Source organism: Nocardiopsis oceanisediminis (assembly GCF_048595525.1).
GTDB lineage: Bacteria > Actinomycetota > Actinomycetes > Streptosporangiales > Streptosporangiaceae > Nocardiopsis_A > Nocardiopsis_A oceanisediminis.
The window spans coordinates 2209018-2233211 of sequence record NZ_JAFMZJ010000001.1 but is presented as its reverse complement, the minus strand read 5'-3'; the positions used below and the strand labels follow the sequence as shown (position 1 = coordinate 2233211).

The window sequence follows — 24194 nt, the reverse complement described above, 5'->3', positions numbered from 1 at the left end:
CCGGGCCCCGCGGCTCGGGCCGCGGCCGGGGCCGCGGCGCCCGCGGGCGCCCTCGGGGTAGGCGATACCCGGCCCCGGATGGTGTATGCCCGGAAGCCGCGGTACCGGATCAGATGTGCAGGATCATCCGGGCGATGGAGAAGTAGATGAGCAGGCCGGTCGCGTCCACCAGGGTGGACACCAGCGGCGCCGAGACCACGGCCGGGTCCACCCCCGCCTTCCTGGCCAGCAGCGGCATGCAGCTGCCGATGGTCGCCGCCCAGATGCAGATGCAGATGACCGAGGCGGCGACCACCGCCGCGATGGTCGGCCCCACCAGGGCCGAGCCGATCGCCAGCGCGACGCAGGCCAGCATCGCCCCGAGCAGGAAGCCGACCCTCGACTCCTTCCAGGCCACGCCCGGCAGGTCGCGGACCCGCACCTCGCCGACGGCCAGCGCGCGCACGATCGCGGTGGCCGACTGCGACCCGACGTTGCCGCCGGTGCCGGTGAGCATCGGCACGAACAGCGCCAGCGCGGTGACCTGCTCCAGGGTGGCCTCGTAGGCCTGCATCACGTTGACCGTCAGGGTGGCGGCGACGATCAGCAGCAGCAGCCAGGTGGCCCGCGCCCGGGCGAGGCGGAACACCGAGGCGGCGACGTAGTGCCCGGCGACCGGGCTGGCGCCGGACTGCCGGGCGATGTCCTCGGAGTCGGCCGCCTCGATCAGCTCGAGGGCGTCGTCGAAGGTGAGCAGCCCGATGAAGCGCTCCTCGGAGTCGACCACGGAGAGCGCCACCAGGTTGGCCTCCTGCATGAGGCGGGCGGCGTCCTCGGCCGGCTCGGTGGCCCGCACCCGGGGCACCAGCACGTCCACGATGTCCTTGAGCTGGGTGTCGTCGTCGGCCCGGACCAGGTCGCTCAGCTCCACCGTGCCGGCGAACCGGCGGCCGTCGGCGACGACCGGCAGCGTGTAGACGGTCTCGGCCTCGGCGCTCTTGGCCCGGACCACCTCCAGCGCCCGGCCCACGCTGAGGTCGCGGTGGAGGATCACCGTCTCCGGGGTCATGTACCGGCCGACGGACTCCTCCGGGTAGCCGAGCAGCGCCGCGGTCATCTTCCGCTCGGCGGGGCTCAGCCCGGCCAGCGCCCGGGTGGCGATCTTGGCCGGGGCCTCCCCGATCAGCCGCGCCCGGTCGTCGGGGTCCATCTCCTCCAGCAGCTCGTGGAAGGCCGAGTCGCGCAGGCCGAGCAGGATCTCCTGCTGGTGCACCGGGTCGAGCTCCTCGAAGACCTCCAGCTCCCGGTCCTTGTCCAGGAGGCGGAACGGCACGATGGCGGTGCGGGCGTCCATCCGGGCCAGCTCGTCGGCGATCAGGTAGGGGGGATGGTCGGCCAGCCACAGGCGGATGCCGGTGAGGTCGTTCTCTTCGATCAGCCGGTTGAGCTCTGCGCCGTCGTCCTCTTCGGCCATGCCGAGCACCCCCTTCGCAGTCCCCTCGCTTCAGCGCCCTCCGCAGATGCCGCCGCGGAATCGGCGCCGCGGGGCCGGAGAGCACCATGCGACCATACCGGGCGGAGCAGGCCCTCCCGGCCGCACCCGCCGGGGTCAGGAGCGCCAGATCACCACCAGGGCGGTGTCGTCGCTCTCGCCCTGGGCGAGGGTGTCCACGACCCGCCGGGCGCCCTTCTCGAACCCCTCGGCGACCAGGCCGTCGGCCGCTCCGAGCAGGCGGTCCACCCCGGCGTCCAGGTCCTCGCCGGGCCGCTCGATCAGGCCGTCGGTGTAGAGCATGAGGGCGTCGCCGGGGCGGAGCCGCCCCTCCACCGGGGTGTAGGTCATCTCCGGGATCACCCCGAGCACCACCCCCTTGGCCTCGCTGCTCGACCACTGGCCTGCGCCGCTGTCGAACTGGACGGCCGGCGGGTGGCCGGCCGAGGTGATCCGGTAGGCGCCGCTGCCCAGGTCGAGGCTGAGGTGGACGGCTGTGACGAACCCCTCACCTTCGGCCGTTCGGATGAGGTGGTCGTTGCAGTAGGCAAGGAACTCGTCGGAGGGGACGGCGCTGAGCATGCCGCTGAAGGCCCCGGAGAGCAGCAGCGCGCGGGTGCCGGCGTCCACGCCCTTGCCGGAGACGTCGACCACGGCCAGGTCGAGGCGGTCCCGGTGCAGCCGGGAGACGACGAAGTCGCCGCCGAAGGAGGAGCCGCCGGCCTGGCGGAGGACGGCGGTGGCGCCCCACCCGCCCGGCAGCTCCGGCAGCCGGCCCTGGGTGCGCAGCCGGTCGCGCAGTTCGAGGAGCATCTTCTCGCCGCCCAGGCCCTGCACGCCGAGCCGCTCGCGCACCCCGGACAGCAGGTAGGCGAGGACCGCGGTCACCCCGATGGTGACCAGCAGCCCCGGGCCGACCTGGCCGAAGTCCAGCGCGAAGGCGGTGAACAGCAGCACCGAGGCGACCACGGCGAGCAGGAACGCCAGGCTCTTGCGCTTGAGCAGCAGCCCGCCGGCCAGCACGTTGAGGATCACCGCGCTGGGCGGGAACCAGCCCGCCGGGCCCCACACCGCGCCCACGCCGATGCCCACCGCGAGCAGTACCAGGGTGATCAGGACGAGGCGGTAGCGGAAGAGCACCTTGCGGCGGAGGAAGGCCGCGCCGCGCTGCCACAGCGACCGCAGGCGGCGGCTGATCCTGGCTGTGGGCGAAGCGTTCATCGTGCCCGCACTGTAGCGTGCGAAATCTTCCCAAGCACGCCACCGGGTCGGTAACCGCACCACTCCGCCACATATGGGATCAACCGATATCTCCCCAGCGTGCGACCCGGAACTCGTACAGGCGACCTCATGGTCAAGTATGGGCAGAGATGGCCCTCCGCGTCAGGCGTCCGGCCCTCTCGACCGCGATTCGACGGAAAAAAGCCGACACGGCCGAGCCGGAACGCGCCTCCGGGCCGCACCGGAAAATCCGATCGCCGACCCGGCCCCTCCGATGATAGGCAGCCGTCCATGGAACCAGCCCCGTGGCCGATCCGGCCGATCACCGAGAACGAGTACCCCGCCTTCATCCGCGTCTTCCGCGAGGCCCTGCTCTCCCGGCGCGACCCGCTCGACGCCCCGGCCCCGATCATCACCGACTTCAAGCGCACCCTCGCCGCCTTCGACGGCGACCGGATCGCCGGCACCGCCCTCTCCTACCCCCTGGAGATGGCCATGCCGGGCGGACCGCGCCGGGTGGCCGGGGTCTCCTCGGTCGGGGTCTGGCCGACGGACCGCCGCCGGGGCCTGCTCACCGCGCTGATGCGCCGCCAGTTCGCCGACCTCCGCGAGGCCGGGGAGAGCACCGCGGCGCTCTTCGCCAGCGAGGGCGGGATCTACGGCCGGTTCGGCTACGGCCCGGCCGCGCCCTCCGCCCAGGTGCGGATCGCCCCCCGGGAGGCGGTGCTCCGCCCCGGCCTGCCGCACGACCCCGCGCTGGAGCTCCGCTTCGGCGCCCTGCACGAGCTCCGCGAGGAGGCCGCCGCGGCCCGTGACGCGGCGCTCCCGCTGCGCTGGGGGGAGTTCCGGCTGACCGAGGGCTGGTGGCGGGTGCTGCTCAGGGACGACGAGAGGGACCGGAACGGCGGCCCCTCGCTGCGGGCCGCGGTGGCCGAGCGCGCCGGTGAGCCCCGGGGCCTGGCCGTGTACCGGACCGCCCAGCGCTGGCGGGACCAGGGCACCGCCGACTCCCGGCTGGAGGTGGAGGCGATGCACGCCGCCGACCCGGCCGCCGCCGCGCTGCTGTGGCGGCACGTCCTGGAGCGGGACCTGGTCGGCGAGGTGCACGCCGGGATGGTCCCGCCGGACGACCCGCTGTTCCGCATGTTCGCCGACCCCTACCAGGTGGAGGCCAAGGTCCGGGACGGCCTCTGGCTCCGCCTGGTCGACCTGCGCCGGGCGCTGGCCGAGCGGCCCTACGCCGCCCCGGTCGACGCGGTGCTGGAGGTCGCCGACCGGGACTGCCCGTGGAACGCGGGCCGCTGGCGGCTGCGCGGCGGGCCGGAGGGGGCCGAGTGCGGCCCCGCCGGCGCCGAGCCGGACGTCCGGCTGGACACCGCGCACCTGGCCTCGGCCTACCTCGGCGGCCACCGGCTCTCGGAGTTCGTCGGCGCCGGGCTGGCCGAGGAGCGCTCCCCCGGCGCCGTCGCCGCCCTCGACCTGGCGCTCACCCCGCTCCGGGCGCCTCACTGCTCGGTGGTCTTCTAGCCGCCTCGCGGGCGGACGGCTTTTCAGCGGCGCCCGGACGTACTACCGTCGCGGCAGGGGCCGGCGGCCCGGGAAGGCGGTACCGATGGGGCGGACGCACATCACCCTGTCGGCCGCCATGCGCGCACGCGACGTGTCGCGTCCGCGCCCCGGCGACGCCGAGTCCCCGCCCGACGGTGCCCCTTCCGCGGAGAGCACCGCCTCCGGCCCGGAGACGGGCGACGGAGGGTCCGGCGGGTCCGCCTCCCGGCAGCGCGGCGGGCCCGCCGCGCCCGCCCGCCCCGACGACCTGGTGGTCCCTCCCCCGCCCCGGCCGCGGCGCGGCAGGCGCGCCCGCCGGCGCCGCTGACTCCGCCCCCGCGACGGCTCCCGCGCGCTCCCGGACGCGCGCAGGCCCCGCCTCCCTGGCCGGGCGGCGGGGCCTGCGGGTGTCGGAACCGGTTACGGCAGCGGCGGGAGCTCGCCGGTCCGCTCGTAGTCGGTGAGCATGCCGATGCGCCGGCCGTGCCGCTCCTCGCCGCTGTAGGGCGTGCCGAGGAAGAGCTCGACCAGGCGGACCGCCTCGTCGGTGCCGTGCATGCGGGCGCCGATGCCGATCACGTTGGCGTCGTTGTGCTCGCGGGCCAGGACCGCGGTGTCCTCGCTCCAGGCGAGCGCGGCGCGGACGCCCTTGACCTTGTTGGCGGCGATCTGCTCGCCGTTGCCGGAGCCGCCGATCACCACGCCCAGGGAGCCCGGGTCGGCGGCGACGCCCTCGGCGGCGCGCAGCACGAAGGGCGGGTAGTCGTCGACGGCGTCGTAGACGGCCGGCCCGGCGTCCACGACCTCGTGCCCCCGCTCCTTGAGCCAGGAGACGAGGTGCTCCTTCAGTTCGAAGCCTGCGTGATCGGATCCAAGATAAACTCGCACGCCCCCAGTGTGGCAGGTCAGCCGGGTGGAAGCGCAGCGGCCCGCCCCGCGGGCGCGGGACGGGCCGCCGGGGAGGCGCGGACGCGCCTCCCGGAGTCCTCGGGCCTCAGAAGGCGAGGGTGCCGTTGGCCGCGTAGGCGACGCTCAGGCCGAGCGCGGCGAACAGGGCCATCGACAGGATCGCGACGACGTTGGTGACGACGATGCTCTTGACGTCCTTGCTCAGCGGACCGGCCTTCGACACCTTGGGCTTGCTGCTCAACTCACACCTCAAAGAATGGGTAACCCGGACATAACGTCGGACCCATGGTATGCAGCGGACCCGAGTGCCCCGACCCGCCCCCGAGCTGCGCCGCCCGGCCGCCCCGGGGCTACCGCTGGATGGCCTTGACCTCGCAGAACTCGTCCAGTCCGTGCAGGCCCCACTCGCGGCCGACGCCGGACTGCTTGTAGCCGCCGAAGGGCACCCGCGGGTTGACCCCGCCGCCGTTCACCGAGACCTGCCCGGCGCGGAGCCGGCGGGCCACCGCCATCGCCCGGTCCGCGTCGCCGGACCAGACCGCCGCGGCCAGCCCGTAGACGGTGTCGTTGGCGATCGCGACGGCGTCCTCCTCGTCCTCGTAGGGGATGACCGCGAGCACCGGGCCGAAGATCTCCTCCCGGGCGATCCGCATGTCGTTGCGGACGTCGGCGAAGACGGTGGGCCGGACGTAGTAGCCGCGCTCCACCCCCTCCGGCGGCTCCGCGCCGCCGGTGACCAGGCGCGCCCCCTCGGCCACCCCGGCCTCGATGTAGCCGCGGACCCGCTCCAGCTGCTGGGCGGAGACCAGCGGCCCCATCCGGGTGGACTCCTGCATCGGGTCGCCGGGGGCGTACTTCTCCGCGGCGCGGGCGGCGAGCCCGACGGCCTCGTCGTACCTCTCCCGGGGGACCAGCATCCGGGTGAGGGCGTTGCAGCTCTGCCCGGTGTTGCGCATCACGTCGGCCACCCCGGCCTTGACCGCCGCCTCCAGGTCGGCGTCGTCCAGGATGACGTTGGGCGACTTGCCGCCGAGCTCCAGCGCGACCTTCTTGACCGTGGCGGCGGCCACCTCGGTGATCCGCTTGCCGGCCCGGCCGGAGCCGGTGAAGGAGACCATGTCGACGCCGGGGTGGGCGGCGATCGCCTCGCCGACCACCGGGCCCAGGCCGGAGACCATGTTGAACACCCCGGCGGGCAGGCCGGCGTCGTGCAGCACCTCGGCGAAGGCGTAGGCGCCCAGCGGGGCGACCTCGGTGGGCTTGAGCACCACGGTGTTGCCGGCCAGCAGCGCCGGGACGACCTTGAGCACGATCTGGTGCAGCGGGTAGTTCCACGGGGTGATCGCGCCGACCACGCCGTAGGGCTCGCGCACCACGATCGAGGAGCCGACCTCCTCGCCGGTGAAGTAGCGCTCGCCGACCTCCTCGGCCAGGTCCAGGTAGGTGGAGAACATCAGCAGCGGCAGGCCGGCCTGGACCTTGGCGGCGAACTTCAGCGGCGCGCCCATGTCCGCGGCCATCGCCGCGGCGATCTCGGGGGCGCGCTCGGAGAACAGGGCCAGCGCCTTGCCGAGCACGGCGCGGCGCTGCTGCACCGGCAGCGCGGACCAGGTGGGGAAGGCGGCCCGCGCCGCGGCGACCGCGCGGTCCGCGTCGGCCGGGTCGCCGGCCGGGACGGTGTCGATGACCTCTTCGGTCGCGGGGTTGACGACGTCGAGGGAGGCGGTGGAGGCGGACGGCGACCAGGCGCCGTCGATGTAGAGGGAGCGCATGCCGCCCACCTTCCCAGAACAGCGTTCGGTTATTCCTGGGCGTCCCCGGGGAGGCGCCGCGGGCCGCCCGCCCGGAGGCGGCCCGGCCCGCGGCGCGGGCTCACCCCCAGTGCGGCGGGCGGTCCTCCAGCAGGCGCGCCGTGTCGTCCTCCGCGGTCTCCCCCCAGGACGAGCCGCGCTCGTCGTCGGTGATGTCCGGCAGGACGTCCAGGCCGTCGTCGAAGGCGGACAGGTCGATCCGCCGGTCGTCGTCGGGAGCGGTCATGGGTGCGCCTCCAGCGCTGCTCAGTCGAAGATGGGGTCGCGGGTCCGGGTCCGCTTGAGTTCGAAGAAGCCGTCGGTCCCGGCGACCAGGACCACGCCGTCCCACAGCCGCCCGGCGGCCTCGCCCTTGGGGGCCGGGGTCACCACGGGGCCGAAGAAGGACACCCCGTCCACCGAGATGACGGGGGTGCCGACGTCCTCGCCGACGCGGTCCATGCCGTCGTGGTGCGAGCGGCGCAGGGCCTCATCGTAGTCCTCGGACCCGGCCGCCTCGGCCAGGTCCTCGGGCAGGCCGGCCTCCTTGAGGGCGTCCCGGATCGCGGGCGGGCCGACCTCTTCGCCGCGCAGGTGGAAGCGGGTGCCCAGGGCGGTGTAGAGCGGGCCGAGGACCTCGTTGCCGAACCGCTGCTCGGCGGCGATCGCCACCCGGACCGGGCCCCAGCCCCTCTCCATCATCTCCCGGTACTTCTCCGGGAGTTCGCCGCGGCCCTCGTTCAGCACCGACAGGCTCATCACGTGCCAGCGGGCCTTCACCGGCCGGACCTTCTCCACCTCCAGGAGCCAGCGCGACGCGAGCCAGGCCCACGGGCACATGGGGTCGAACCAGAAGTCGGCGGTCTTCACGGGTTCCTTCGGCGTCTCGGCCACGTCTCGGCTCCTCGCAGCGTTCAGGGCGGCGTCCAGGGGACGGGGGGCGCCCGGAAGGCCCCCACGCGAGGGTCAACCGCCCCCGCGCGCGCCGCATTCCGCCCGGTTCGTCCGCCCGCTCGGCATCCGCGGCCCGGAAGTGGCAGGATCTAGCCCCAGGGAAGAAGCACAACCAGGCAGGGCCTCCCGGGGACGCGGCCGACCGCCGCGCGGTGGGGGCCGCCTTTCGATTGCGGCCGGCGATGGCGACGGCCGCGAAGGGAGCGGTACGTGGCGGGCAACCTGACACGCGACGAGGCACGCGAGCGCGCGAGGCTCCTCGACGTCTCCTCCTACGACGTCGAGCTCGACCTGACCACCGGGGACACGGCCTTCCGGTCCGCCACGACGATCCGCTTCGACTGCACCGAGCCCGGCGCGTCGACCTTCGTCGACCTGGTGGCCCCCGCGGTCTCCGAGATCGTGCTGAACGGCCGCGCGCTGGACCCGGCCGAGGTGTTCGACGGCGGCCGGATCGCGCTGAGCGGCCTGGAGGCCTCCAACGAGCTGCGGGTGGTGGCCGACGCCGCCTACATGCGCACCGGCGAGGGCCTGCACCGGTTCGTCGACCCGGTGGACGGCAAGACCTACCTGTACACGCAGTTCGAGACGTCGGACGCGCACCGCATGTACACCTGCTTCGACCAGCCGGACCTCAAGGCCCGGTTCGAGCTGGCGGTGCTCGCCCCGGCCGACTTCGAGGTGGTGAGCAACAGCGCCCCGGACGCGGTGCGCGAGCCGGTGGAGGACTCCGACGCGGAGAAGGTCCGCTGGCACTTCCCGGCCACCGAGCCGATCTCCACCTACATCACCGCGCTCATCGCCGGGCCGTACCACGTCGAGCGGGACTCCCACGACGGCATCCCGCTGGGCGTGTACTGCCGGGCCTCGCTGGCGGAGTTCCTGGACGCCGACGCGATCTTCGAGGTCACCAAGCAGGGCTTCGACTTCTTCCACGGCGTGTTCGGGATGCGCTACCCGTTCGGCAAGTACGACCAGCTCTTCGTGCCGGAGTTCAACGCCGGCGCGATGGAGAACGCCGGCGCGGTCACCTTCCTGGAGGACTACGTCTTCCGGTCCCGGGTCACCGACGCCCGCTACGAGCGCCGCGCGGAGACCATCCTGCACGAGATGGCGCACATGTGGTTCGGCGACCTGGTCACCATGCGCTGGTGGGACGACCTGTGGCTGAACGAGTCGTTCGCGACCTACAGCAGCGTGCACTGCCAGGCCGAGGCCACCAAGTGGACCGACGCCTGGACCACCTTCGCCAACGTGGAGAAGGCCTGGGCGCTCCGCCAGGACCAGCTGCCCTCCACCCACCCGATCGCCGCCGACATCCCGGACATGCAGGCGGTGGAGGTCAACTTCGACGGCATCACCTACGCCAAGGGCGCCTCGGTGCTCAAGCAGCTGGTGGCCTACGTCGGGGTGGACGCGTTCTTCGCCGGGGTGCGCGAGTACTTCAAGGAGCACGCCTGGGGCAACACCGAGCTCTCCGACCTGCTCCGCCAGCTGGAGCGCGCCTCCGGCCGGGAGCTGTCCGGCTGGTCCCGGGAGTGGCTGGAGACCGCGGGCGTCAACACCATGCGCCCGGAGTTCGAGGTGGACGCCGAAGGGAACTTCACCTCCTTCGCGGTGCTCCAGGAGGCCCCGGCCGACTACCCGACGCTGCGCTCGCACCGGCTCGCCGTCGGCCTGTACGACCGCACCGACAAGGGCATCGTCCGCCGCGAGCGGGTGGAGCTGGACGTCAGCGGCCCGCGCACCGAGGTCCCCGAGCTGGTCGGCAAGGCCCGCCCGGACCTGGTGCTGATCAACGACGACGACCTCACCTTCACCAAGATCCGGCTGGACGACCGGTCGCTGCGGACCGTGGTGGAGTCCGCCGGCGAGATCGCCGAGTCGCTGCCGCGCGCGCTGTGCTTCTCCGCCGCCTGGGACATGACCCGCGACGCGGAGATGGCCGCCCGCGACTACGTGCGGCTGGTCGTCTCCGGAATCGGCGGGGTCGGCGACGTCTCGGTCGCCCAGATGCTGCTCCGCCAGGCCGTCTCGGCACTGGTCAACTACTCCGCGCCGGAGTGGCGCCAGACCGGCTTCCAGCTGCTCGCCGACCGGCTCCGCGACCTGCTCACCGCCGCCGAGCCCGGCAGCGACCTGCAGCTGGTCTACGCCACCGGGTTCGCCGACGCCGCGGTCGGCGAGGAGCACCTGTCGCTGCTGCAGGGGCTGCTGGACGGCGCGATCACCGTGGACGGCCTCACCGTCGACACCGACCTGCGCTGGACCCTGCTGCGCCGCCTGGTCGCGGCGGGCAGGGCCGGAGAGAAGGAGATCGCCGCCGAGCTGGAGTCGGACGCCACCGCGACCGGCGAGCGGAACGCCGCCGGCTGCCGGGCCGCGGTGCCCACCGCCGAGGCCAAGGCGCAGACCTGGGAGCGGATCGTCCGCGGCGACATGGCCAACACCGAGTTCCGCGCGACGCTCTCCGGGTTCGGCGAGCCCGCCCAGCGCGAGCTGGTCCGGCCCTACGTCGACTCCTACTTCTCCCGGCTGGGCGAGGTCTGGGAGAACTGGACCAAGGAGTTCGCCCAGTCCTTCGCCGAGATGGCCTACCCCGGCCAGCTCGTCGAGGAGGAGACCCTCCGCCGCACCGACGCCTACCTGGAGTCGGAGTCCCCGGCCCCGGCGCTCCGCCGCCTCCTGATCGAGGGCCGCGCCACGGTGGAGCGGGCCCTGGAGGCCCAGCGCCGCGACGCCCGCGCCGCCGAGTAGCCGGCCCCGGAACGGCGGCCTCGGAACGGCGGCCGGGCGGCGCACCCCGCCCGGCCGCCCCGACCGGAGAACCCGGTCGGAGGTCCCGACCACTGAGGGGGCGGCCCGCCCGGGCCGCCCCCTCGCCGCGTCTTCCCACGTTCGCCGTGCCCGCCCCTGTCCGGCGGCCCCGCCGGGGGCGCCCCGGCGGCGGCTCCGCACCGGCCGCCGACGGGCCCGTTCCCACGGCCTCCGGCCGGCCTCCAGCGGCCGGGGCGGTCCGCCCCTCCGCCGCCCCGGAACGGCTCTCCCCCGCTTCCTCGGAGACCAGAGGCCCGGCCCGCCCCCCTTGATCCGTCCCCGGGTCCGGTGGCCTCCCCCGCCGGGAGCCCGCACCAGGACACCGGCGGCGGAGGCCGCGGCGGCCGGGACGGCGGGACGCGCTGTCCTCCGCCCCCCGGTGCGGGTGGGCGGCGCCGGGCCCGGGGGCGCGGGCCCGCCGTCAGGACTCCAGCCAGCTCGGCGGGAGGCGCGGGGCGTCCGGGCGGGGTTCGTCGGGGAGGCCGCCGGTGAGCGGGTGCAGGGCGCGGCGGACCACCGCGGACAGGTGCGGGTCGGCCATCAGCTCGTCGAGCAGCACCGGCTCGCCTTCCGCGCTGGTCAGCGGGATGCGCCAGTTGGGGTAGCCGGTGGAGGTGCCGGGCTGGTTCTGCATCCGGCGCTCGCCGACCACGTCGGTCAGCGCGATGCCGACCAGCCGCGCCGGGGTGCGGACCAGGTAGGCGTGCAGGGCCGCGACGACGGTCTGCGGGTCGGAGACCGGATCCACCCCCGGGTCCAGCAGGTCCAGCTCGATGAGGAGCCGCCGCCAGGCCTCGACCTGCGCCTCGGCGTCGGCGAGCTCATCGGCCGCGGGGCGCTTCAGCAGCCCCAGCCGGTCGCGCAGCTCGACGTGCTCGGCGGTGAGGAACGAGGCGACCGGGGGCAGGTCGTGCGTGGAGACGGTGGCCAGGCACTGCTCCCGCCACTCCTCGGGGCGGCGCGGGGCGCCGTCGGGTCCGCGCTCGAACCAGAGCACCGAGGTGCCCAGCACGCCCCGCTCGGCCAGGTGCTCGCGCACCTGCGGCTCGACCGTGCCCAGGTCCTCGCCGATGACCAGCGCCCCGGTCTCCGCCGCGGTGAGCAGCAGCGAGCCGACCATGCCCTCGTGGTCGTAGCGGACGTAGGTGCCCTGCTCCGGGGAGGCGCCCTCGGGGATCCACCAGAGCCGGAACAGGCCCATGACGTGGTCGGCGCGGACCCCGCCGGCGTGCCGCATGCACTGGCGGAGCACCTGCCGGAACGGCGCGTAGCCCTGCTCGGCCAGGCGCACCGGGTGCCAGGGCGGCTGCGCCCAGTCCTGCCCCTGCTGGTTGAACTCGTCCGGCGGGGCGCCCACGCTGACCCCGTCCAGCAGCGCGTCCCGGTACATCCAGGAGTCCGCTCCGCCGGGCCGGACGCCCACCGCCAGGTCGTGCACGATGCCGATCGGCATGCCCGCCGCCCGCGCCCCGGCCTGGGCGGCGGCCAGCTGGTCGTCGAGGACCCACTGCATCCACCGGTGGAAGTCGATCCTGTCCCAGCGGTCCAGGGCCTGGGCGCCGACCTCCTGGCCGTAGGCGTCGCGCAGCACCGAGGGCCAGCGCCGGTGGTCCGGCCCGTGCTCCTCGGCCAGCGCGCACCAGGTGGCGTACTCGATCAGCGGCGCGCCCTCCCGCTCCAGGTAGGCCTGGAAGGCCGCCTCCCGCGAGGGTGAGCGCTGCACCTGGGAGAGGGACTCCAGGGCGGTGCGCTTGGCGTTCCAGACCGTGTCCCGGTCGAGCAGGTCGGCGGTGCGGCCGCGCTCGCGCAGCGGCCGGGCCAGCCGCTGCACGGCCTCCCGCTGGGCCGGCTCCAGGCGGCTGTACTCGGGGACGTCCTCGACCCGGATGTAGAGCGGGCTGGCGTAGCGGCGGCCCACCGGCAGGTAGGGCGAGGGTTCCAGCGGCGGCGCGGGCTCGGTCGCGTGCACCGGGTTGACCAGGGCGAAGGCGGCGCCGAGGTCGCGTGCGCTCCAGTCCGCGAGCTCGGCGAGGTCGCGCAGGTCGCCCATGCCCCAGGAGGCGCGCGAGCGCACCGAGTAGAGCTGGGCCATCAGCCCCCAGCAGCGCCGGCCGGCCAGCGCGGCGGGCAGCTCGATCCGGTCCGGGACGACGAGCAGCGGGGCGCTCTGGCAGGCGCCGCCGTGCTCGGCGTAGAGCGTGTGCACGCCCAGCGGCAGGCCGGGGCCGAGCCCGGTCTCGCCGCCGTCGGCCAGTTCGACCCGGGCCACCGCCCCCTCGGGGAGGGGCGGCCGGGGCGAGCGGCCGGCTCTGGCGACCACGGCCGGCGGCAGCAGCCGGCGGGCCTGCGCGGCCCGGTGCGCCTCCAGCGCCGCCCTCGGATCGGACGGGTCCACCCCGAGGGCGCCCAGGACATGGCGGAGCGTATCGGCGCCCACGCGCACCCTGCGGCCCCGCCAGTCCTCGTAGGCGGTCGCCACCCCGTGCTCTTCGGCCAGCAGTGCCAGGTCCTCATCGCTCACAGCATCCGATGATGCCGCATACGGCCCGCATCGGGACGGGAACGCCATGCCCTGTTCCGCGCTGCGGCCGGACCGTATCGGGCCGCGCACCGCTCCTCTCCCGCAGAGGAGCCGGTCCGCCCCGCCCGCTCCGCGCCCAGTTCCTTTCAGCCGACGGTCCGAAAACGGACGCGGCCGAGATCATCCCTCGGGGAAGGAGGAAGGGAGAACGGGAGAAGACCCAGCCAGAGCGCCCAGGGGCGGAGGGCCGACCCGCTTCCCGTACCGGTGAGCAACGGACCCACCGGAGTCCGAGCCCCCGGCCGGGTTCGACACCCCACGGGGCCGGGGTTCAACCCGGCAGCGACGGCAGAGGTAGGGCGGGGTTCAGGCATCGCCCGGGCGCGGGCCTCACGGGGTGAAGGTTCAGGCGGGCGGCGACGGCAGGGGGCGGGCGGGCCGGTCGGTCGGTCGGGCGCGGCACCCCACAGAGCGAAGGCTCAGACCGGCGGCGACGGCGGAGGAAGGGGCGGGGCCGGGCATCCCGGCCGAGCGCGGCGCCCCACAGAGCGAAGGTTCAAACCGGCGGCGAAGGCAGGGGGCGTGCCAGCCGGTCGGTCGGGCGCGGCGTCTCGCGGAGCGAAGGTTCAGGCCGGCGGCGACGGCGGAGGCAGGGGCGGGGCCGAGGCATCCCGGCCGAGCGCGGCGCCTCACGGAGCGGGGTACAGGCAGGCAGCGAGGGCAGGAAGGGGGCCGGGGCAGCGGGGCGCCTGCGGGGGCGGGTGAAGGGGCGGGATCGCCGCGCCCGCGTCGCCCCGGCGCCGGGGCGGGTCGCTCGGCGATCACCGACACCTCTCTGACCTGGGTAAACACGGACAGTGATGGTGGCGGGGGGGCGCCCTGCGCACCGCGAGAGCACCCCGGTGATTCCTGGGCGCGCATCCCGGGCCGGAACGGGCCTCCTGGGGCCCGAACGGCCCTGATAGGGGCGGTGATCGGGGATCCGTGCCGCCGGGAAGGCCGGAAAGGCGGGGCCGGAACCCCGGGCAGGGGCGGTGCGGGGGCAGGGGCGGTGCGGGGGCGAGATGTCGCATTCGCCCTCCCGCAAAGCCCCGCTTCCGCGACTCTGAGTGACCAGGGAGGGGGCGGCGGGGCTTCCGGGGGTGCTACTCGCCGGTAGATGTCATCGGGGCCGCCGCCGAGGTGCGCAGGGCGCCCCCGGCCCGCCCGATCCCCGCCGGCGATCCGGCATAACGGACATAACCCCCTCTACTGGCAGGGCGCCCCTGGGCGCGCCGCCGGAACACCGCTCTCCCCCGCCGGGAACACGGGCCGGACCGGTGAACGCCGCCCCCGGCCCCACTCCCGCCCTCGCCGCCCGCTTGAGCCTTCGCTCTGTGAGGCGCCGCGCCCGGGCGACGCCTGCACCCCGGCCCCGCCTCTGCCGTCGCCGCTGGTCTGAGCCTTCACTCCGCGAGACGCCGCGCCCGGACGACGCCTTCGCCCCGCCCCTGCCTGCGCCGTCACCGCCGGCCTGAACCCTGGCTCCGTGGGGCGCCGCGCCCGGGTGAGGCGCCCGGCCCCGGCCCTACTTCCGCTGTCGCTGCCCGCTTGGACCCCCACCCCGTGGGGTGCCGCACCCGGGTGAGACCTTCGCCCCGCCCCTACTTCTGCCGTCGCCGCCGGTTTGAACCTTCGCTCCGTGGGGCGCCGCGCCCGGCTGGGACACCCGCGCTCCGCCCCTACCCTCGCCGTCGCCGCCCGTCTGAACCCCAGCCCCGCGAGGCGCCGCAGCCGGCCGACCTCCGCACCCCGCCCCCATCACCCGCGCCCGCGCTCGCGCTCGCGCTCGCGCCGGGTGCGGGCGCCGGGCATTGAAAAACGGATTAAACATGGGACGAATCTGTGCTTCACTGAGACGGTGCTCATGTCCTATCGCCGCCTCTTCGCCGTGCCCGACGTGGGCTCCCTCCTCTTCTGGTCCCTGGCCGCCCGGCTGCACATCGGCGGCATGCCGATCGCGGTCACCTTCCTGGTCGCGGACTGGACCGGCTCCTACGCCCTGGCCGGGCTGGTCGCCGGCGGGCTGACCGCCGGCACCGCGCTGGGCGGGCCGATCCGCGGTCGGATGGCCGACCGGCAGCCCAACGACCGGCTGCTGCTCGCCTCGGCCGCGGTGTACGGGGGCGGGCTGACCGCGATGGCGATGCTGCCCGCGGCGCTGTGGTGGATCGCCGTCCCGCTGGCCGTGGCCACCGGGGTGTTCCAGCCGCCCGCCACCCAGATCGGCCGCGCGCTGTGGCCCCGGATCACCTCCGGTCCGGTCCGCCAGACCATGTTCGCCGCCGAGGCCACCCTGCAGGAGCTGCTCTTCATCGCCGGCCCGCTGCTGGCGGCCATGGTGGTCGGCTTCGGCGGCGGCCGCACCGGCCTGCTCGTGCTGGGCGCCATCGGGTGCACCGGGGCCGTCGGGTTCGCGCTGGCGCTGCGCCGGGCCGGGCACACCCTGCCGCCGCGCCCCACCGGGGAGGCCGGCTCGGCGGAGCCCGCCGGGCGCCGCCGGTCGCTGCTCACCGACCCCCAGGTGCTGCTGGTGATCGCCGTGATCATGCTGATGGTCGCCGGGCTGGGCTCGATCGACCTGGCCATGGTCGCCTGGTCCCGCGAGCTGGGCACGCCCGGCTACGCCGGCGGCCTGATGGCGATCTACGCGCTGGGGTCGCTGGTGGGCGGCCTGATCGCGGGCACCCTGGCCGGGCGGCCGCGGATTCCGCGGCGCGCCTTCGGCACCGCCGCCGGGGCGCTGCTACTGATCCCGCTGCTGCCTCCGGTGCTGCACCTGCCGACGCCGTGGCTGATCGGCCCGGTGCTGTTCATCGCCGGCCTGGCCATCGCCCCGACGGTCGCCGCGGTGACCGAGCGGGTGGGCGAACTGGCCCCACCGGACCGGCGGGGCGAGGCCTACGGCTGGATGACCACCGCGACGACCGGCGGCATCTCGCTGGCCTCGCCGCTCACCGGCTGGCTGATCGACCTGGGCGGGATCGCGGCGGGCGTGGCCGGGGCCGCCGCCCTGGCGACCCTCGGCGCGCTGCTCACCCTGGGGATGAAGGTCAGGCGTCCCACAGCAGGGGACGCCGGTCCGCCCACGGACGGGCCCTCTCCAGCTGAGCCGAGAGGGACAGCAGAGTCGCCTCCTCCCCCATCCGGCCCGTCAGCATGACGCCGACCGGCAGCCCCTCGGGGGTCCAGTGCAGCGGGACGCTCGCGGAGGGCTGGCCGGTCACGTTGAACATGGAGGTGTAGGGGGTGAACCGGGTCATCCGGGCGAACTCCTCCTCCGGGTCGTCCCCGGCGTCGAAGTGGCCCACCGGCGCGGGAAGCGCCGCCAGCGTCGGGCTGAGCAGCACGTCGTAGCCGAGCATGGCCGGCATCGCCTTGCGGATGGCCAGCTGCAGCCCGGCGGTGGCCCGCATGTAGTCCTCCACCGAGAGCCCGCGGGCCTTGGCGCGCAGGCTCCGGGTGAGCGGGCGCAGCCGGTCCTCGTACTCCGGCGGGACCGGGCTGGCCACCGTCATCGCCGCCCAGACCACCGAGAACATCCGCAGCATCGAGGCGTCGAACGGGCACTCGGCCTCCTCGACCTCGTGGCCGAGGCCGGTCAGCAGCCGGGTGGCGTCCTCGTAGGCCTCCAGCACCGCCGGGTCGGGCTGGACGCCCGGGACCGGGGCCGCGCTGAACCTTCCGATGCGCAGCCGCTTCGGCTCCCGGCCCGCGTGGTCCAGGAAGGTCTCCCCGGCGGGCAGCGGCGGAGCGGTGTAGTAGTCGCCGGGGAGCGAGCCGGACATCACGTCGAGCAGCAGGGCCGCGTCGGCGACGGTCCGGGCGAGCGGCCCGGAGGTGGAGAGGCCGACGTAGTCCGGGCGGACCGGGGCCGAGGTGATCCGGCCCCGGGACGGCTTGATCCCGAACAGGCCGCAGACGCTGGCCGGGATGCGGATCGAGCCGCCGCCGTCGCTGCCCTGGGCCACCGGGGCCAGCCCGGCCGCGACGGCCGCGGCCGCGCCGCCGCTGGAGCCGCCGGCGGAGCGGGAGGCGTCCCAGGGGGTGCGGGCGGGCGGCGCGATGTCGTTCTCGGTGTAGCAGGGGCTGCCGAACTCGGGGGTGTTGGTCTTGCCGGTCATCACCGTGCCGGCCGCGCGCAGCCGGACCACGAACTCGGCGTCGACCGCCGCGGTGTTGTCCGCGTAGGCGACCGACCCGAAGGTGTGCCGGACGCCCGCAACGGGGTCCAGGTCCTTGACCGGAACCGGCACCCCGAGGAGCGGGGGGAGGTCCTCCGGCGCGTCGCGGAGCACCCGTTCCTCCGCTTTGCGGGCCTGTTCCCGCGCCGATTCCGCGGTGACCGTTATGAAGGCCCCGACCTGATCGTCCAACCGGTCGATGCGGTCCAGGTAGTGGTCGGTGATCTCCACCGGGGAGAGCTCCCGGCGGCGGACCGCCTCGGCCTGCTCCAGCGCCGTCAGGTCGTGAATCCGATTCATGGGCGGAGGCTAGCGCGGCGGGCCCGCCCGGCGACACCCCGCCGGGGCGGAGGGCGGCACCGGTACTTCTCTAGAGAGGTCCGGGTAAAGGGTTATCCTTCCCTCCCTCCGGTGACGAACACGTGAGATTCCCCCAAGAAGAAGGGAACAAAAGTGTGAGTTCCAATGGACTGGGACTCGCATATGGATGGAACTAATCTGTGCACCGTGGAATCGGCAACCAGTGCGAAGGACGGCGCCAAGCGCCCTGAGGCGGCATCCCTGTCGCCCTTTTTCGTGTCGGCGGACAAGAAGAGCGGCGAGGGCCCGAAGAACGGGCTCCTCGGCACCTACGGCGACCTGGTCTCCCCCGAGGCGACCCGCAGGTGGGCGGTGCGCGGCGCGATCGCGCTGGCCGTCGGGCTCGCAACGGGCCTGCTCACCCGGGACTGGCAGATCGGGGCGACGTTCGCCGCGGCCGTGCTCATCGGGTTCATCGTCCGCACCGCGCGGCGCCACTCGGAGGTCCCCCGCTGGCGGAAGCCCTCCATGGCCCAGCGGCGCACCGAGGCGCAGCTGCGGGTGATGAAGCGGCTGGGCTACCGGGTGCTGCACGCGCGCGGGACCCCGGGCGGCAACGGCCAGATCGACCACTTCATCGTCGGGCGGCGCGGCGCGTTCGCGATCGACTCCGAGTCGTGGGACAAGCGGCTTCCGCTCCGCAACAAGCTGGAGAGCCTCTACCACGGGCGGTTCTCCAAGAACGAGCGGATCGACGAGGCGCTGGAGGAGGCCCGGACCGCCCAGCAGCTGATCAGCGAGGAGCTCGGCCGGCCGGTGCAGGTCCGGGCCTCGCTGGCCATCTACGGTCCCGGGATGCCCTGGGACAGCCACAACCTGCGCGGGGTCGACATCATCCGCGGCACCAAGGTGCGCAAGTGGCTGCGGAGCGGCAAGAGCCGCCTCACCGAGCAGGAGATCGAGGACATCCACCGCGCGGCGGAGAAGGTCCTCCCCGCCAAGTACTGACCCCCGCGCCCGCGGCGGCCCGCTCCCGGAGGTCCGGGGCGGGCCGCCGCCGTGTCCGGCCCCGGACACGATATCTCATGATATGAGACGGTGATCTTCTGAGTCGAGACACGGGCAGCTCGGAGCCGGGGATACCATCGGTCTGAAACACCGTTCTCGTTGGGAGCACCCCATGCCGCAACTCCGCTCACGCACCGTCACCCACGGCCGGAACATGGTCGGCGCCCGCGCTCTCATGCGCGCCTCGGGCGTGGAGCGCGAGGACTTCGGCAAGCCGATCGTAGCGGTGGCCAACAGCTTCACCCAGTTCGTCCCGGGCCACGTGCACCTGCGCGAGGTCGCCGACGTGGTGGCCGGGGCGGTCCGCGAGGGCGGCGGCGTCCCCCGGGAGTTCAACACCATCGCGGTCGACGACGGCATCGCCATGGGCCACGGCGGCATGCTCTACTCCCTGCCCAGCCGCGAGCTCATCGCCGACGCGGTGGAGTACATGGTCAACGCGCACTGCGCGGACGCCCTGGTCTGCATCTCCAACTGCGACAAGATCACCCCGGGGATGCTGCTGGCCGCCATGCGGCTGAACATCCCCACCGTGTTCGTCTCCGGCGGCCCGATGGAGGCCGGCCGGGTCACCGTGGTCGACGGGACCGCCACCAAGGAGCGCAAGCTCGACCTGATCAACCCGATGATCGCCGCCGCCGACGAGAGCGTCTCCGACGAGGAGCTCGCGGTGCTGGAGGAGGCCGCCTGCCCCACCTGCGGCTCCTGCTCGGGCATGTTCACCGCCAACTCGATGAACTGCCTGACCGAGGCGATCGGCCTGGCGCTGCCGGGCAACGGCACCGTACTGGCCACCCACGTCGCCCGGAAGCGGCTCTACCAGGACGCCGGCCGGCTCGTGGTGGACGTCGCCAAGCGCTACTACGAGGGCGACGACTCCTCGGTGCTGCCGCTGTCCATCGCCACCCCGCAGGCCTTCGGCAACGCGATGGCGCTGGACATCGCGATGGGCGGCTCCACCAACACCATCCTGCACCTGCTGGCCGCGGCCACCGAGGCCGGCGTGGACTTCGGCCTGCCCGAGATCGACGAGCTCTCCCGCAAGGTGCCCTGCCTGTGCAAGGTCGCGCCGAACACGGAGAAGTACCACATCGAGGACGTGCACCGGGCCGGCGGCATCCCCGGCATCCTCGGCGAGCTGGCGCGCGGCGGGCTGATCGACACGTCGCTGCCCACCGTGCACGGCAAGACGGTCGGCGAGTTCCTCGCCGAGTGGGACATCGCCTCGCCCACCGCGGCCCCGGAGGCGGTCGAGCTGTTCCACGCCGCGCCGGGCGGGCGGCGCACCACCAAGGCCTACTCCCAGGACACCCGGTGGGAGAGCCTGGACACCGACCGGGAGGCCGGCTGCATCCGCTCGGTCGGCAGCGCCTACAGCGCCGACGGCGGTCTGGCCGTGCTCTTCGGCAACCTGGCCGTGGACGGCGCGGTGGTCAAGACCGCCGGCGTGGAGGAGGAGCTGCTCACCTTCACCGGCCCGGCCAAGGTCTTCGAGAGCCAGGAGGACGCGGTCGAGGGCATCCTGAACAAGCGGGTGGAGCCGGGCGACGTGGTGGTCATCCGGTACGAGGGCCCCAAGGGCGGCCCCGGCATGCAGGAGATGCTCTACCCGACCAGCTTCCTCAAGGGCCGCGGGCTGGGCAAGGCGTGCGCCCTGGTCACCGACGGCCGGTTCTCCGGCGGCACCTCCGGGCTGTCCATCGGGCACGCCTCCCCGGAGGCGGCGGCCGGCGGCGACATCGCCCTGGTCGAGGACGGCGACGTGGTCAGCATCGACATCCCGAACCGCGGCCTCACCCTGGAGGTCGCCGAGGAGGAGCTGAACGCCCGCCGCGAGCGGCTGCTCAAGGAGCTCGGCGGGTTCCGGCCGCGCGCCCGCGAGCGGGCGGTGACCCCCGCGCTGCGCGCCTACGCCGCGATGGCCACCTCGGCCTCCACCGGCGCTTCCCGGGACGTCTCCCAGATCGAGGGCTGAGGCCCGCACCGGCACCGGCGGAGCCCGGGTCCCGGCCGCACGGCGGGGGCCCGGGCTCCGCCCGTTCCGGCCCGGGGCCGACGGGCGGAGGACCGCCCCGGCGGTCCGGGGGCGCGGTCAGCCGCAGCACCCGCCGCCGCAGCAGCCCCCGCCCCCGGCGGGCTCGGCCGCCATCCCCCCGACGGCCACCCGGGACAGCAGCTTCACCGTGTCGCCGTGCCCCTGCGGGCAGTCGGCGGGGTCGGCGGACTCGGCCATCGGCCGGGACAGTTCGAAGGACTCGCCGCAGGTCCGGCAGGCGTACTCGTATCGAGGCATGGCATCGATGATAGGGATCGGCCGCCCCCGCGGCGACGGCCGCGGCACGCTCGTGCACGCGCTCCCCTGGAACGGGCGACGCGCCCCGGGTGGTCCCCCGGGGCGCGTCACGGTGGGCGCTGCGCGGTTCGGTTGTCCTGGTCAGGCCGCCTGGCGGGGCATGTACGGCGCCCACTGCGGGTCGCCGTGCTGGTCTCCGTTGATCAGCCGCCAGTGCAGACCCCGTGGAACGGTGGGGGTGACGTTGAGCGTCCACCCCAGCTCGTCGAGGAGACGGTCGGCCTTCCTGTGGTTGCAGGGCTTGCAGGAGGCGACCACGTTCTCCCAGACGTGGGCGCCGCCCCGGCTCCGGGGGATGACGTGGTCGATGGTCTCGGCGCGCTTGCCGCAGTAGGCGCAGTGGTTGCCGTCCCGGCGCATCAGCGCGATCCTGGTCAGCGGAACGCGGCGGCGGTAGGGAACCCTGATGTAGCGGCGGAGCCGGATCACCGACGGCACCGAGAGCGCCGTGGTCGCGGAGTGCAGTACCGCACCGGCCGCGTCACCGTGGACGACCTCGGCCTTCTCCCTGAGCACCAGGAGCACGGCGCGGCGCAGAGGGAGCGTGGTCAGGGGTTCGTAGCTGGCGTTGAGCAGGAGGACGTGCCTGCGGAGTGCGCCCTCCGTGCCGGTGCGGGCGCTCACAGCACCGCTCCGGCCGTACGTGTCTCTACCCCGGCCAGCCGATCGGCCAGCCAGGAGACCTCCTTGTGGGCCGGCCTCGCGGCCGCCTCTGTCGACTCTTCCACACGGACCTCCCGTGGGTGGTTCCCGCAGCGTTTAGTCCCGCATTCAGTTTGCTGGGTCGGACCCGTCCGCCGCCACCCCAATTCTGCGGGCTCGCGGAAAACCCCTGGCTTCCGATAATGGCGCACGGTATGAATCGGCGGCGTGAAGCACGCCGATAGGGTGCGGTCATGCCTCATCACCGCTACCCTGCGGCCGGCCGCTCGGACCTGGTCGAAGATCTGCACGGCCGTTCCGTCGCCGACCCCTACCGCTGGCTGGAGGAGGCGGATTCGCCCGCCTCCCGGGAATGGTCCGCGGCCCAGGACTCCCTTTACGCCCGGATGTGCGACTCCTGGCCCGAGCGGTCCGCCTTCGCCGCGGACATCACCGCGCTGATGCGGGCCGGCCACGTCGGCCCGCCGGTGTGGCGCGGCGAGCGGTGCCTGTTCGTCCGGCGCGAGCCCGGCCAGGAGCACGGGGCGCTGGTGACCTCGGCGCCGGGCGAGGGCGAGCGGGTGCTGATCGACCCCACCGCGATCGACCCCGGCGGCACCACCACCCTGGACGGCTGGTACCCCGACGACGAGGGGCGGCTGCTCGCCTACCACCTCTCCGAGGGCGGCGACGAGGAGTCCCTGCTCCGGGTCATGGACATCGCCACCGGCGAGGCGGTGGACGGCCCGATCGACCGCACCCGGCACTCCGCCCCGGCCTGGCTGCCCGGCGGCAAGGCGTTCTACTACGTCCGCCGGCTCCCGCCCGAGCAGGTGCCCGAGGACGAGCGCCAGTACCACCGCCGCGTCTACCTGCACCGGGTCGGCCGGCCCGCCGACGAGGACGTTCTGGTCTTCGGCGAGGGGCGCGGCATGACCGAGTACTTCGGGGCGGCCGTGGACCGCTCCGGCCGCCACCTGCTGCTGACCGCCTCCGAAGGGACGTCGGTCAGCAACGACGCCTGGATCGCCGACCTGGCCGAGTCCGGCCCGGAGACGCCCCGCTTCGTCCCGGTGCAGGAGGGAGCGGACGCCGAGGCCGAGCCCTACGTCGGGCGGGACGGCCGCCTGTACGTCTCCACCGACCGGGACGCGCCCCGCGGCCGGCTGTGCGTCTGCGACCCCGCCGCCCCCGGCCCGGAGAACTGGCGCACCCTGATCGGCCCCGACCCGGAGGCGGTGCTCGGCGGGTACGCCGTCGCGGACGGGCCGGAGCTGGAGCGGCCGCAGCTGATCGCGGTCTGGTCCCGGCACGCGGTCTCCGAGATCACCCGGCACGACCTGGCCACCGGCGAGCCGCTGGGCAGGGTGGAGCTGCCCGGGCCGGGCAGCGTCGGCGCGCTGACCGAGCGGCCCGAGGGCGGCCACGAGGTGTGGTTCACCTACACCGACCACACCACCCCCGCCTCGGTGTACCGGCTGGACGTGCGGACCGGCGAGGCCTCGCTCTGGGCCGCCGCCCCCGGGGCCGCCGACCTCGACCTGCCCGGGGTCCGCGCCGAGCAGGTCGCCTACGCCTCCAAGGACGGCACCGCCGTGCGGATGCTGGTGCTCTCCCCCGAGGGGGCCGAGGGGCCGCTGCCGACCGTGCTGTACGGCTACGGCGGCTTCGCGCTCTCCCTCACCCCCGGCTACTCGGCGAGCGCGCTGGCCTGGGTCCGGGCCGGCGGCGCCTACGCCGTCGCCAACCTCCGCGGCGGCCTGGAGGAGGGCGAGGAGTGGCACCGGGCGGGCATGCTCGACCGGAAGCAGAACGTCTTCGACGACCTGGCCGCCGGCGCCGAGCACCTCATCGCGTCCGGCACCACCGCCCCGGACCGGCTCGCCGTGATGGGCGGCAGCAACGGGGGCCTGCTGGTGGGTGCGGCCGTCACCCAGCGGCCGGACCTGTTCGCGGCCGCGGTGTGCTCGGCCCCGCTGCTGGACATGGTCCGCTACGAGCGGTTCGGGCTGGGCCGGCTGTGGAACGTGGAGTACGGCTCCGCCGACGACCCCGAGCAGCTGGACTGGCTGCTGTCCTACTCCCCCTACCACCGCGTCCGGGAGGGGGAGCGCTACCCGGCGGTCCTGTTCACCGTCTTCGAGAACGACACCCGGGTGGACCCGCTGCATGCGCGGAAGATGTGCGCCGCCGTGCAGCACGCCACCTCCGCCCCGCTCCAGGAGCGGCCGGTGCTGCTCCGCCGGGAGTCGGAGGTCGGGCACAGCTCCCGCTCGGTGAGCCGCAGCGTGGCGCTCGGCTCCGAGCAGCTGGCGTTCCTCGCCCGCTACACCGGGCTGCGGCCCGGCCCCGGCGGGCCCTGACCCGGGGCCGGTGT

Annotated in this window: 18 protein-coding genes; 7 read left to right on the top strand and 11 right to left on the bottom strand. The window is 74.5% G+C overall.

Annotation, left to right across the window (positions count from 1 at the left end; all coding sequences use genetic code 11):
- Window positions 1–109: 109 nt before the first annotated feature.
- Together mgtE and J0910_RS09985 are read right to left on the bottom strand one after the other, a co-directional pair.
- Window positions 110–1453: a magnesium transporter gene (gene mgtE / locus J0910_RS09990; protein ID WP_420158244.1), complete on the bottom strand. Its 1344-nt coding sequence runs from the start codon at window positions 1451–1453 to the stop codon at window positions 110–112.
- 135 nt (window positions 1454–1588) lie between these two features.
- Complete coding sequence (locus J0910_RS09985; RefSeq protein ID WP_420158243.1) at window positions 1589–2692, bottom strand: PP2C family protein-serine/threonine phosphatase; 1104 nt, start codon at window positions 2690–2692, stop codon at window positions 1589–1591.
- A gap of 291 nt (window positions 2693–2983) precedes the next feature.
- Between J0910_RS09985 and J0910_RS09980 the strand changes: the two genes are divergently transcribed.
- Window positions 2984–4219 (top strand): GNAT family N-acetyltransferase, encoded by a 1236-nt coding sequence (locus J0910_RS09980; RefSeq protein ID WP_420158242.1) that lies wholly within the window; start codon window positions 2984–2986, stop codon window positions 4217–4219.
- Between the two features lie 85 nt (window positions 4220–4304).
- The gene (locus J0910_RS09975) at window positions 4305–4568 is read left to right on the top strand and encodes a hypothetical protein (RefSeq protein WP_420158241.1); all 264 of its coding nucleotides are present in this window, start codon (window positions 4305–4307) and stop codon (window positions 4566–4568) included.
- Between the two features lie 92 nt (window positions 4569–4660).
- Here J0910_RS09975 and J0910_RS09970 read toward each other — a convergent pair whose 3' ends face one another.
- The 5 genes from J0910_RS09970 to J0910_RS09950 form a co-directional block, all read right to left on the bottom strand.
- The gene (locus J0910_RS09970; protein ID WP_420158240.1) at window positions 4661–5128 is read right to left on the bottom strand and encodes a ribose-5-phosphate isomerase; all 468 of its coding nucleotides are present in this window, start codon (window positions 5126–5128) and stop codon (window positions 4661–4663) included.
- A 106-nt stretch (window positions 5129–5234) separates the two neighbouring features.
- Window positions 5235–5390: a hypothetical protein gene (locus tag J0910_RS09965; RefSeq protein ID WP_420158239.1), complete on the bottom strand. Its 156-nt coding sequence runs from the start codon at window positions 5388–5390 to the stop codon at window positions 5235–5237.
- A 109-nt stretch (window positions 5391–5499) separates the two neighbouring features.
- A complete protein-coding gene (locus tag J0910_RS09960; protein ID WP_420158238.1) occupies window positions 5500–6921 on the bottom strand; it encodes an aldehyde dehydrogenase family protein in 1422 nt (473 codons plus the stop codon).
- Window positions 6922–7021: 100 nt separating this feature from the next.
- Window positions 7022–7186, bottom strand: a complete 165-nt coding sequence (locus J0910_RS09955; protein ID WP_420158237.1) for a hypothetical protein — start codon at window positions 7184–7186, stop codon at window positions 7022–7024.
- Window positions 7187–7206: 20 nt separating this feature from the next.
- The gene (locus J0910_RS09950; protein ID WP_420158236.1) at window positions 7207–7833 is read right to left on the bottom strand and encodes a mycothiol-dependent nitroreductase Rv2466c family protein; all 627 of its coding nucleotides are present in this window, start codon (window positions 7831–7833) and stop codon (window positions 7207–7209) included.
- Window positions 7834–8103: 270 nt separating this feature from the next.
- On the opposite strand from J0910_RS09950, the gene pepN reads away from it, so the two are divergent.
- Window positions 8104–10650, top strand: coding sequence for an aminopeptidase N (pepN, locus tag J0910_RS09945; RefSeq protein ID WP_420158235.1), 2547 nt, complete (start codon window positions 8104–8106; stop codon window positions 10648–10650).
- Window positions 10651–11131: 481 nt separating this feature from the next.
- On the opposite strand, the gene malQ is transcribed toward pepN, so the two are convergent.
- Window positions 11132–13231, bottom strand: coding sequence for a 4-alpha-glucanotransferase (gene malQ / locus J0910_RS09940; RefSeq protein WP_420158234.1), 2100 nt, complete (start codon window positions 13229–13231; stop codon window positions 11132–11134).
- Between the two features lie 1906 nt (window positions 13232–15137).
- Here malQ and J0910_RS09935 point away from each other — a divergent pair.
- Window positions 15138–16433, top strand: coding sequence for an MFS transporter (locus J0910_RS09935; protein ID WP_420161939.1), 1296 nt, complete (start codon window positions 15138–15140; stop codon window positions 16431–16433).
- Here the strand turns inward: J0910_RS09935 and J0910_RS09930 are convergent.
- Window positions 16324–17754: an amidase gene (locus J0910_RS09930; RefSeq protein ID WP_420158233.1), complete on the bottom strand. Its 1431-nt coding sequence runs from the start codon at window positions 17752–17754 to the stop codon at window positions 16324–16326. The two genes, J0910_RS09935 and J0910_RS09930, sit on opposite strands and share 110 nt — an antisense overlap.
- Window positions 17755–17961: 207 nt before the next feature.
- Here J0910_RS09930 and J0910_RS09925 point away from each other — a divergent pair, with 207 nt between their 5' ends.
- Window positions 17962–18762 carry a nuclease-related domain-containing protein gene (locus tag J0910_RS09925; protein ID WP_420158232.1) on the top strand — a complete coding sequence of 267 codons (801 nt, stop codon included), beginning with the start codon at window positions 17962–17964 and terminating at the stop codon, window positions 18760–18762.
- Between the two features lie 172 nt (window positions 18763–18934).
- Window positions 18935–20797: a dihydroxy-acid dehydratase gene (gene ilvD / locus J0910_RS09920; RefSeq protein ID WP_420158231.1), complete on the top strand. Its 1863-nt coding sequence runs from the start codon at window positions 18935–18937 to the stop codon at window positions 20795–20797.
- Between the two features lie 117 nt (window positions 20798–20914).
- Here ilvD and J0910_RS09915 read toward each other — a convergent pair whose 3' ends face one another.
- Window positions 20915–21115, bottom strand: coding sequence for an FmdB family zinc ribbon protein (locus J0910_RS09915; protein WP_420158230.1), 201 nt, complete (start codon window positions 21113–21115; stop codon window positions 20915–20917).
- A 141-nt stretch (window positions 21116–21256) separates the two neighbouring features.
- Window positions 21257–21799 (bottom strand): HNH endonuclease, encoded by a 543-nt coding sequence (locus J0910_RS09910; RefSeq protein ID WP_420158229.1) that lies wholly within the window; start codon window positions 21797–21799, stop codon window positions 21257–21259.
- Between the two features lie 272 nt (window positions 21800–22071).
- Here J0910_RS09910 and J0910_RS09905 point away from each other — a divergent pair, with 272 nt between their 5' ends.
- Entirely contained in the window at window positions 22072–24180 is a 2109-nt protein-coding gene (locus tag J0910_RS09905; protein WP_420158228.1) for a prolyl oligopeptidase family serine peptidase, read from the top strand.
- Window positions 24181–24194 lie beyond the last annotated feature (14 nt).

Excerpts from the sequence above, each read along its gene's own strand:
- mgtE (WP_420158244.1), bottom strand. The coding sequence starts at position 1,453 with ATGGCCGAAGAGGACGACGGCGCAGAGCTCAACCGGCTGATCGAAGAG.
- J0910_RS09985 (WP_420158243.1), bottom strand. The coding sequence starts at position 2,692 with ATGAACGCTTCGCCCACAGCCAGGATCAGCCGCCGCCTGCGGTCGCTG.
- J0910_RS09980 (WP_420158242.1), top strand. The coding sequence starts at position 2,984 with ATGGAACCAGCCCCGTGGCCGATCCGGCCGATCACCGAGAACGAGTAC.
- J0910_RS09975 (WP_420158241.1), top strand. The coding sequence starts at position 4,305 with ATGGGGCGGACGCACATCACCCTGTCGGCCGCCATGCGCGCACGCGAC.
- J0910_RS09960 (WP_420158238.1), bottom strand. The coding sequence starts at position 6,921 with ATGCGCTCCCTCTACATCGACGGCGCCTGGTCGCCGTCCGCCTCCACC.
- J0910_RS09955 (WP_420158237.1), bottom strand. The coding sequence starts at position 7,186 with ATGACCGCTCCCGACGACGACCGGCGGATCGACCTGTCCGCCTTCGAC.
- J0910_RS09935 (WP_420161939.1), top strand. The coding sequence starts at position 15,138 with ATGTCCTATCGCCGCCTCTTCGCCGTGCCCGACGTGGGCTCCCTCCTC.
- J0910_RS09930 (WP_420158233.1), bottom strand. The coding sequence starts at position 17,754 with ATGAATCGGATTCACGACCTGACGGCGCTGGAGCAGGCCGAGGCGGTC.
- ilvD (WP_420158231.1), top strand. The coding sequence starts at position 18,935 with ATGCCGCAACTCCGCTCACGCACCGTCACCCACGGCCGGAACATGGTC.
- J0910_RS09915 (WP_420158230.1), bottom strand. The coding sequence starts at position 21,115 with ATGCCTCGATACGAGTACGCCTGCCGGACCTGCGGCGAGTCCTTCGAA.
- J0910_RS09905 (WP_420158228.1), top strand. The coding sequence starts at position 22,072 with ATGCCTCATCACCGCTACCCTGCGGCCGGCCGCTCGGACCTGGTCGAA.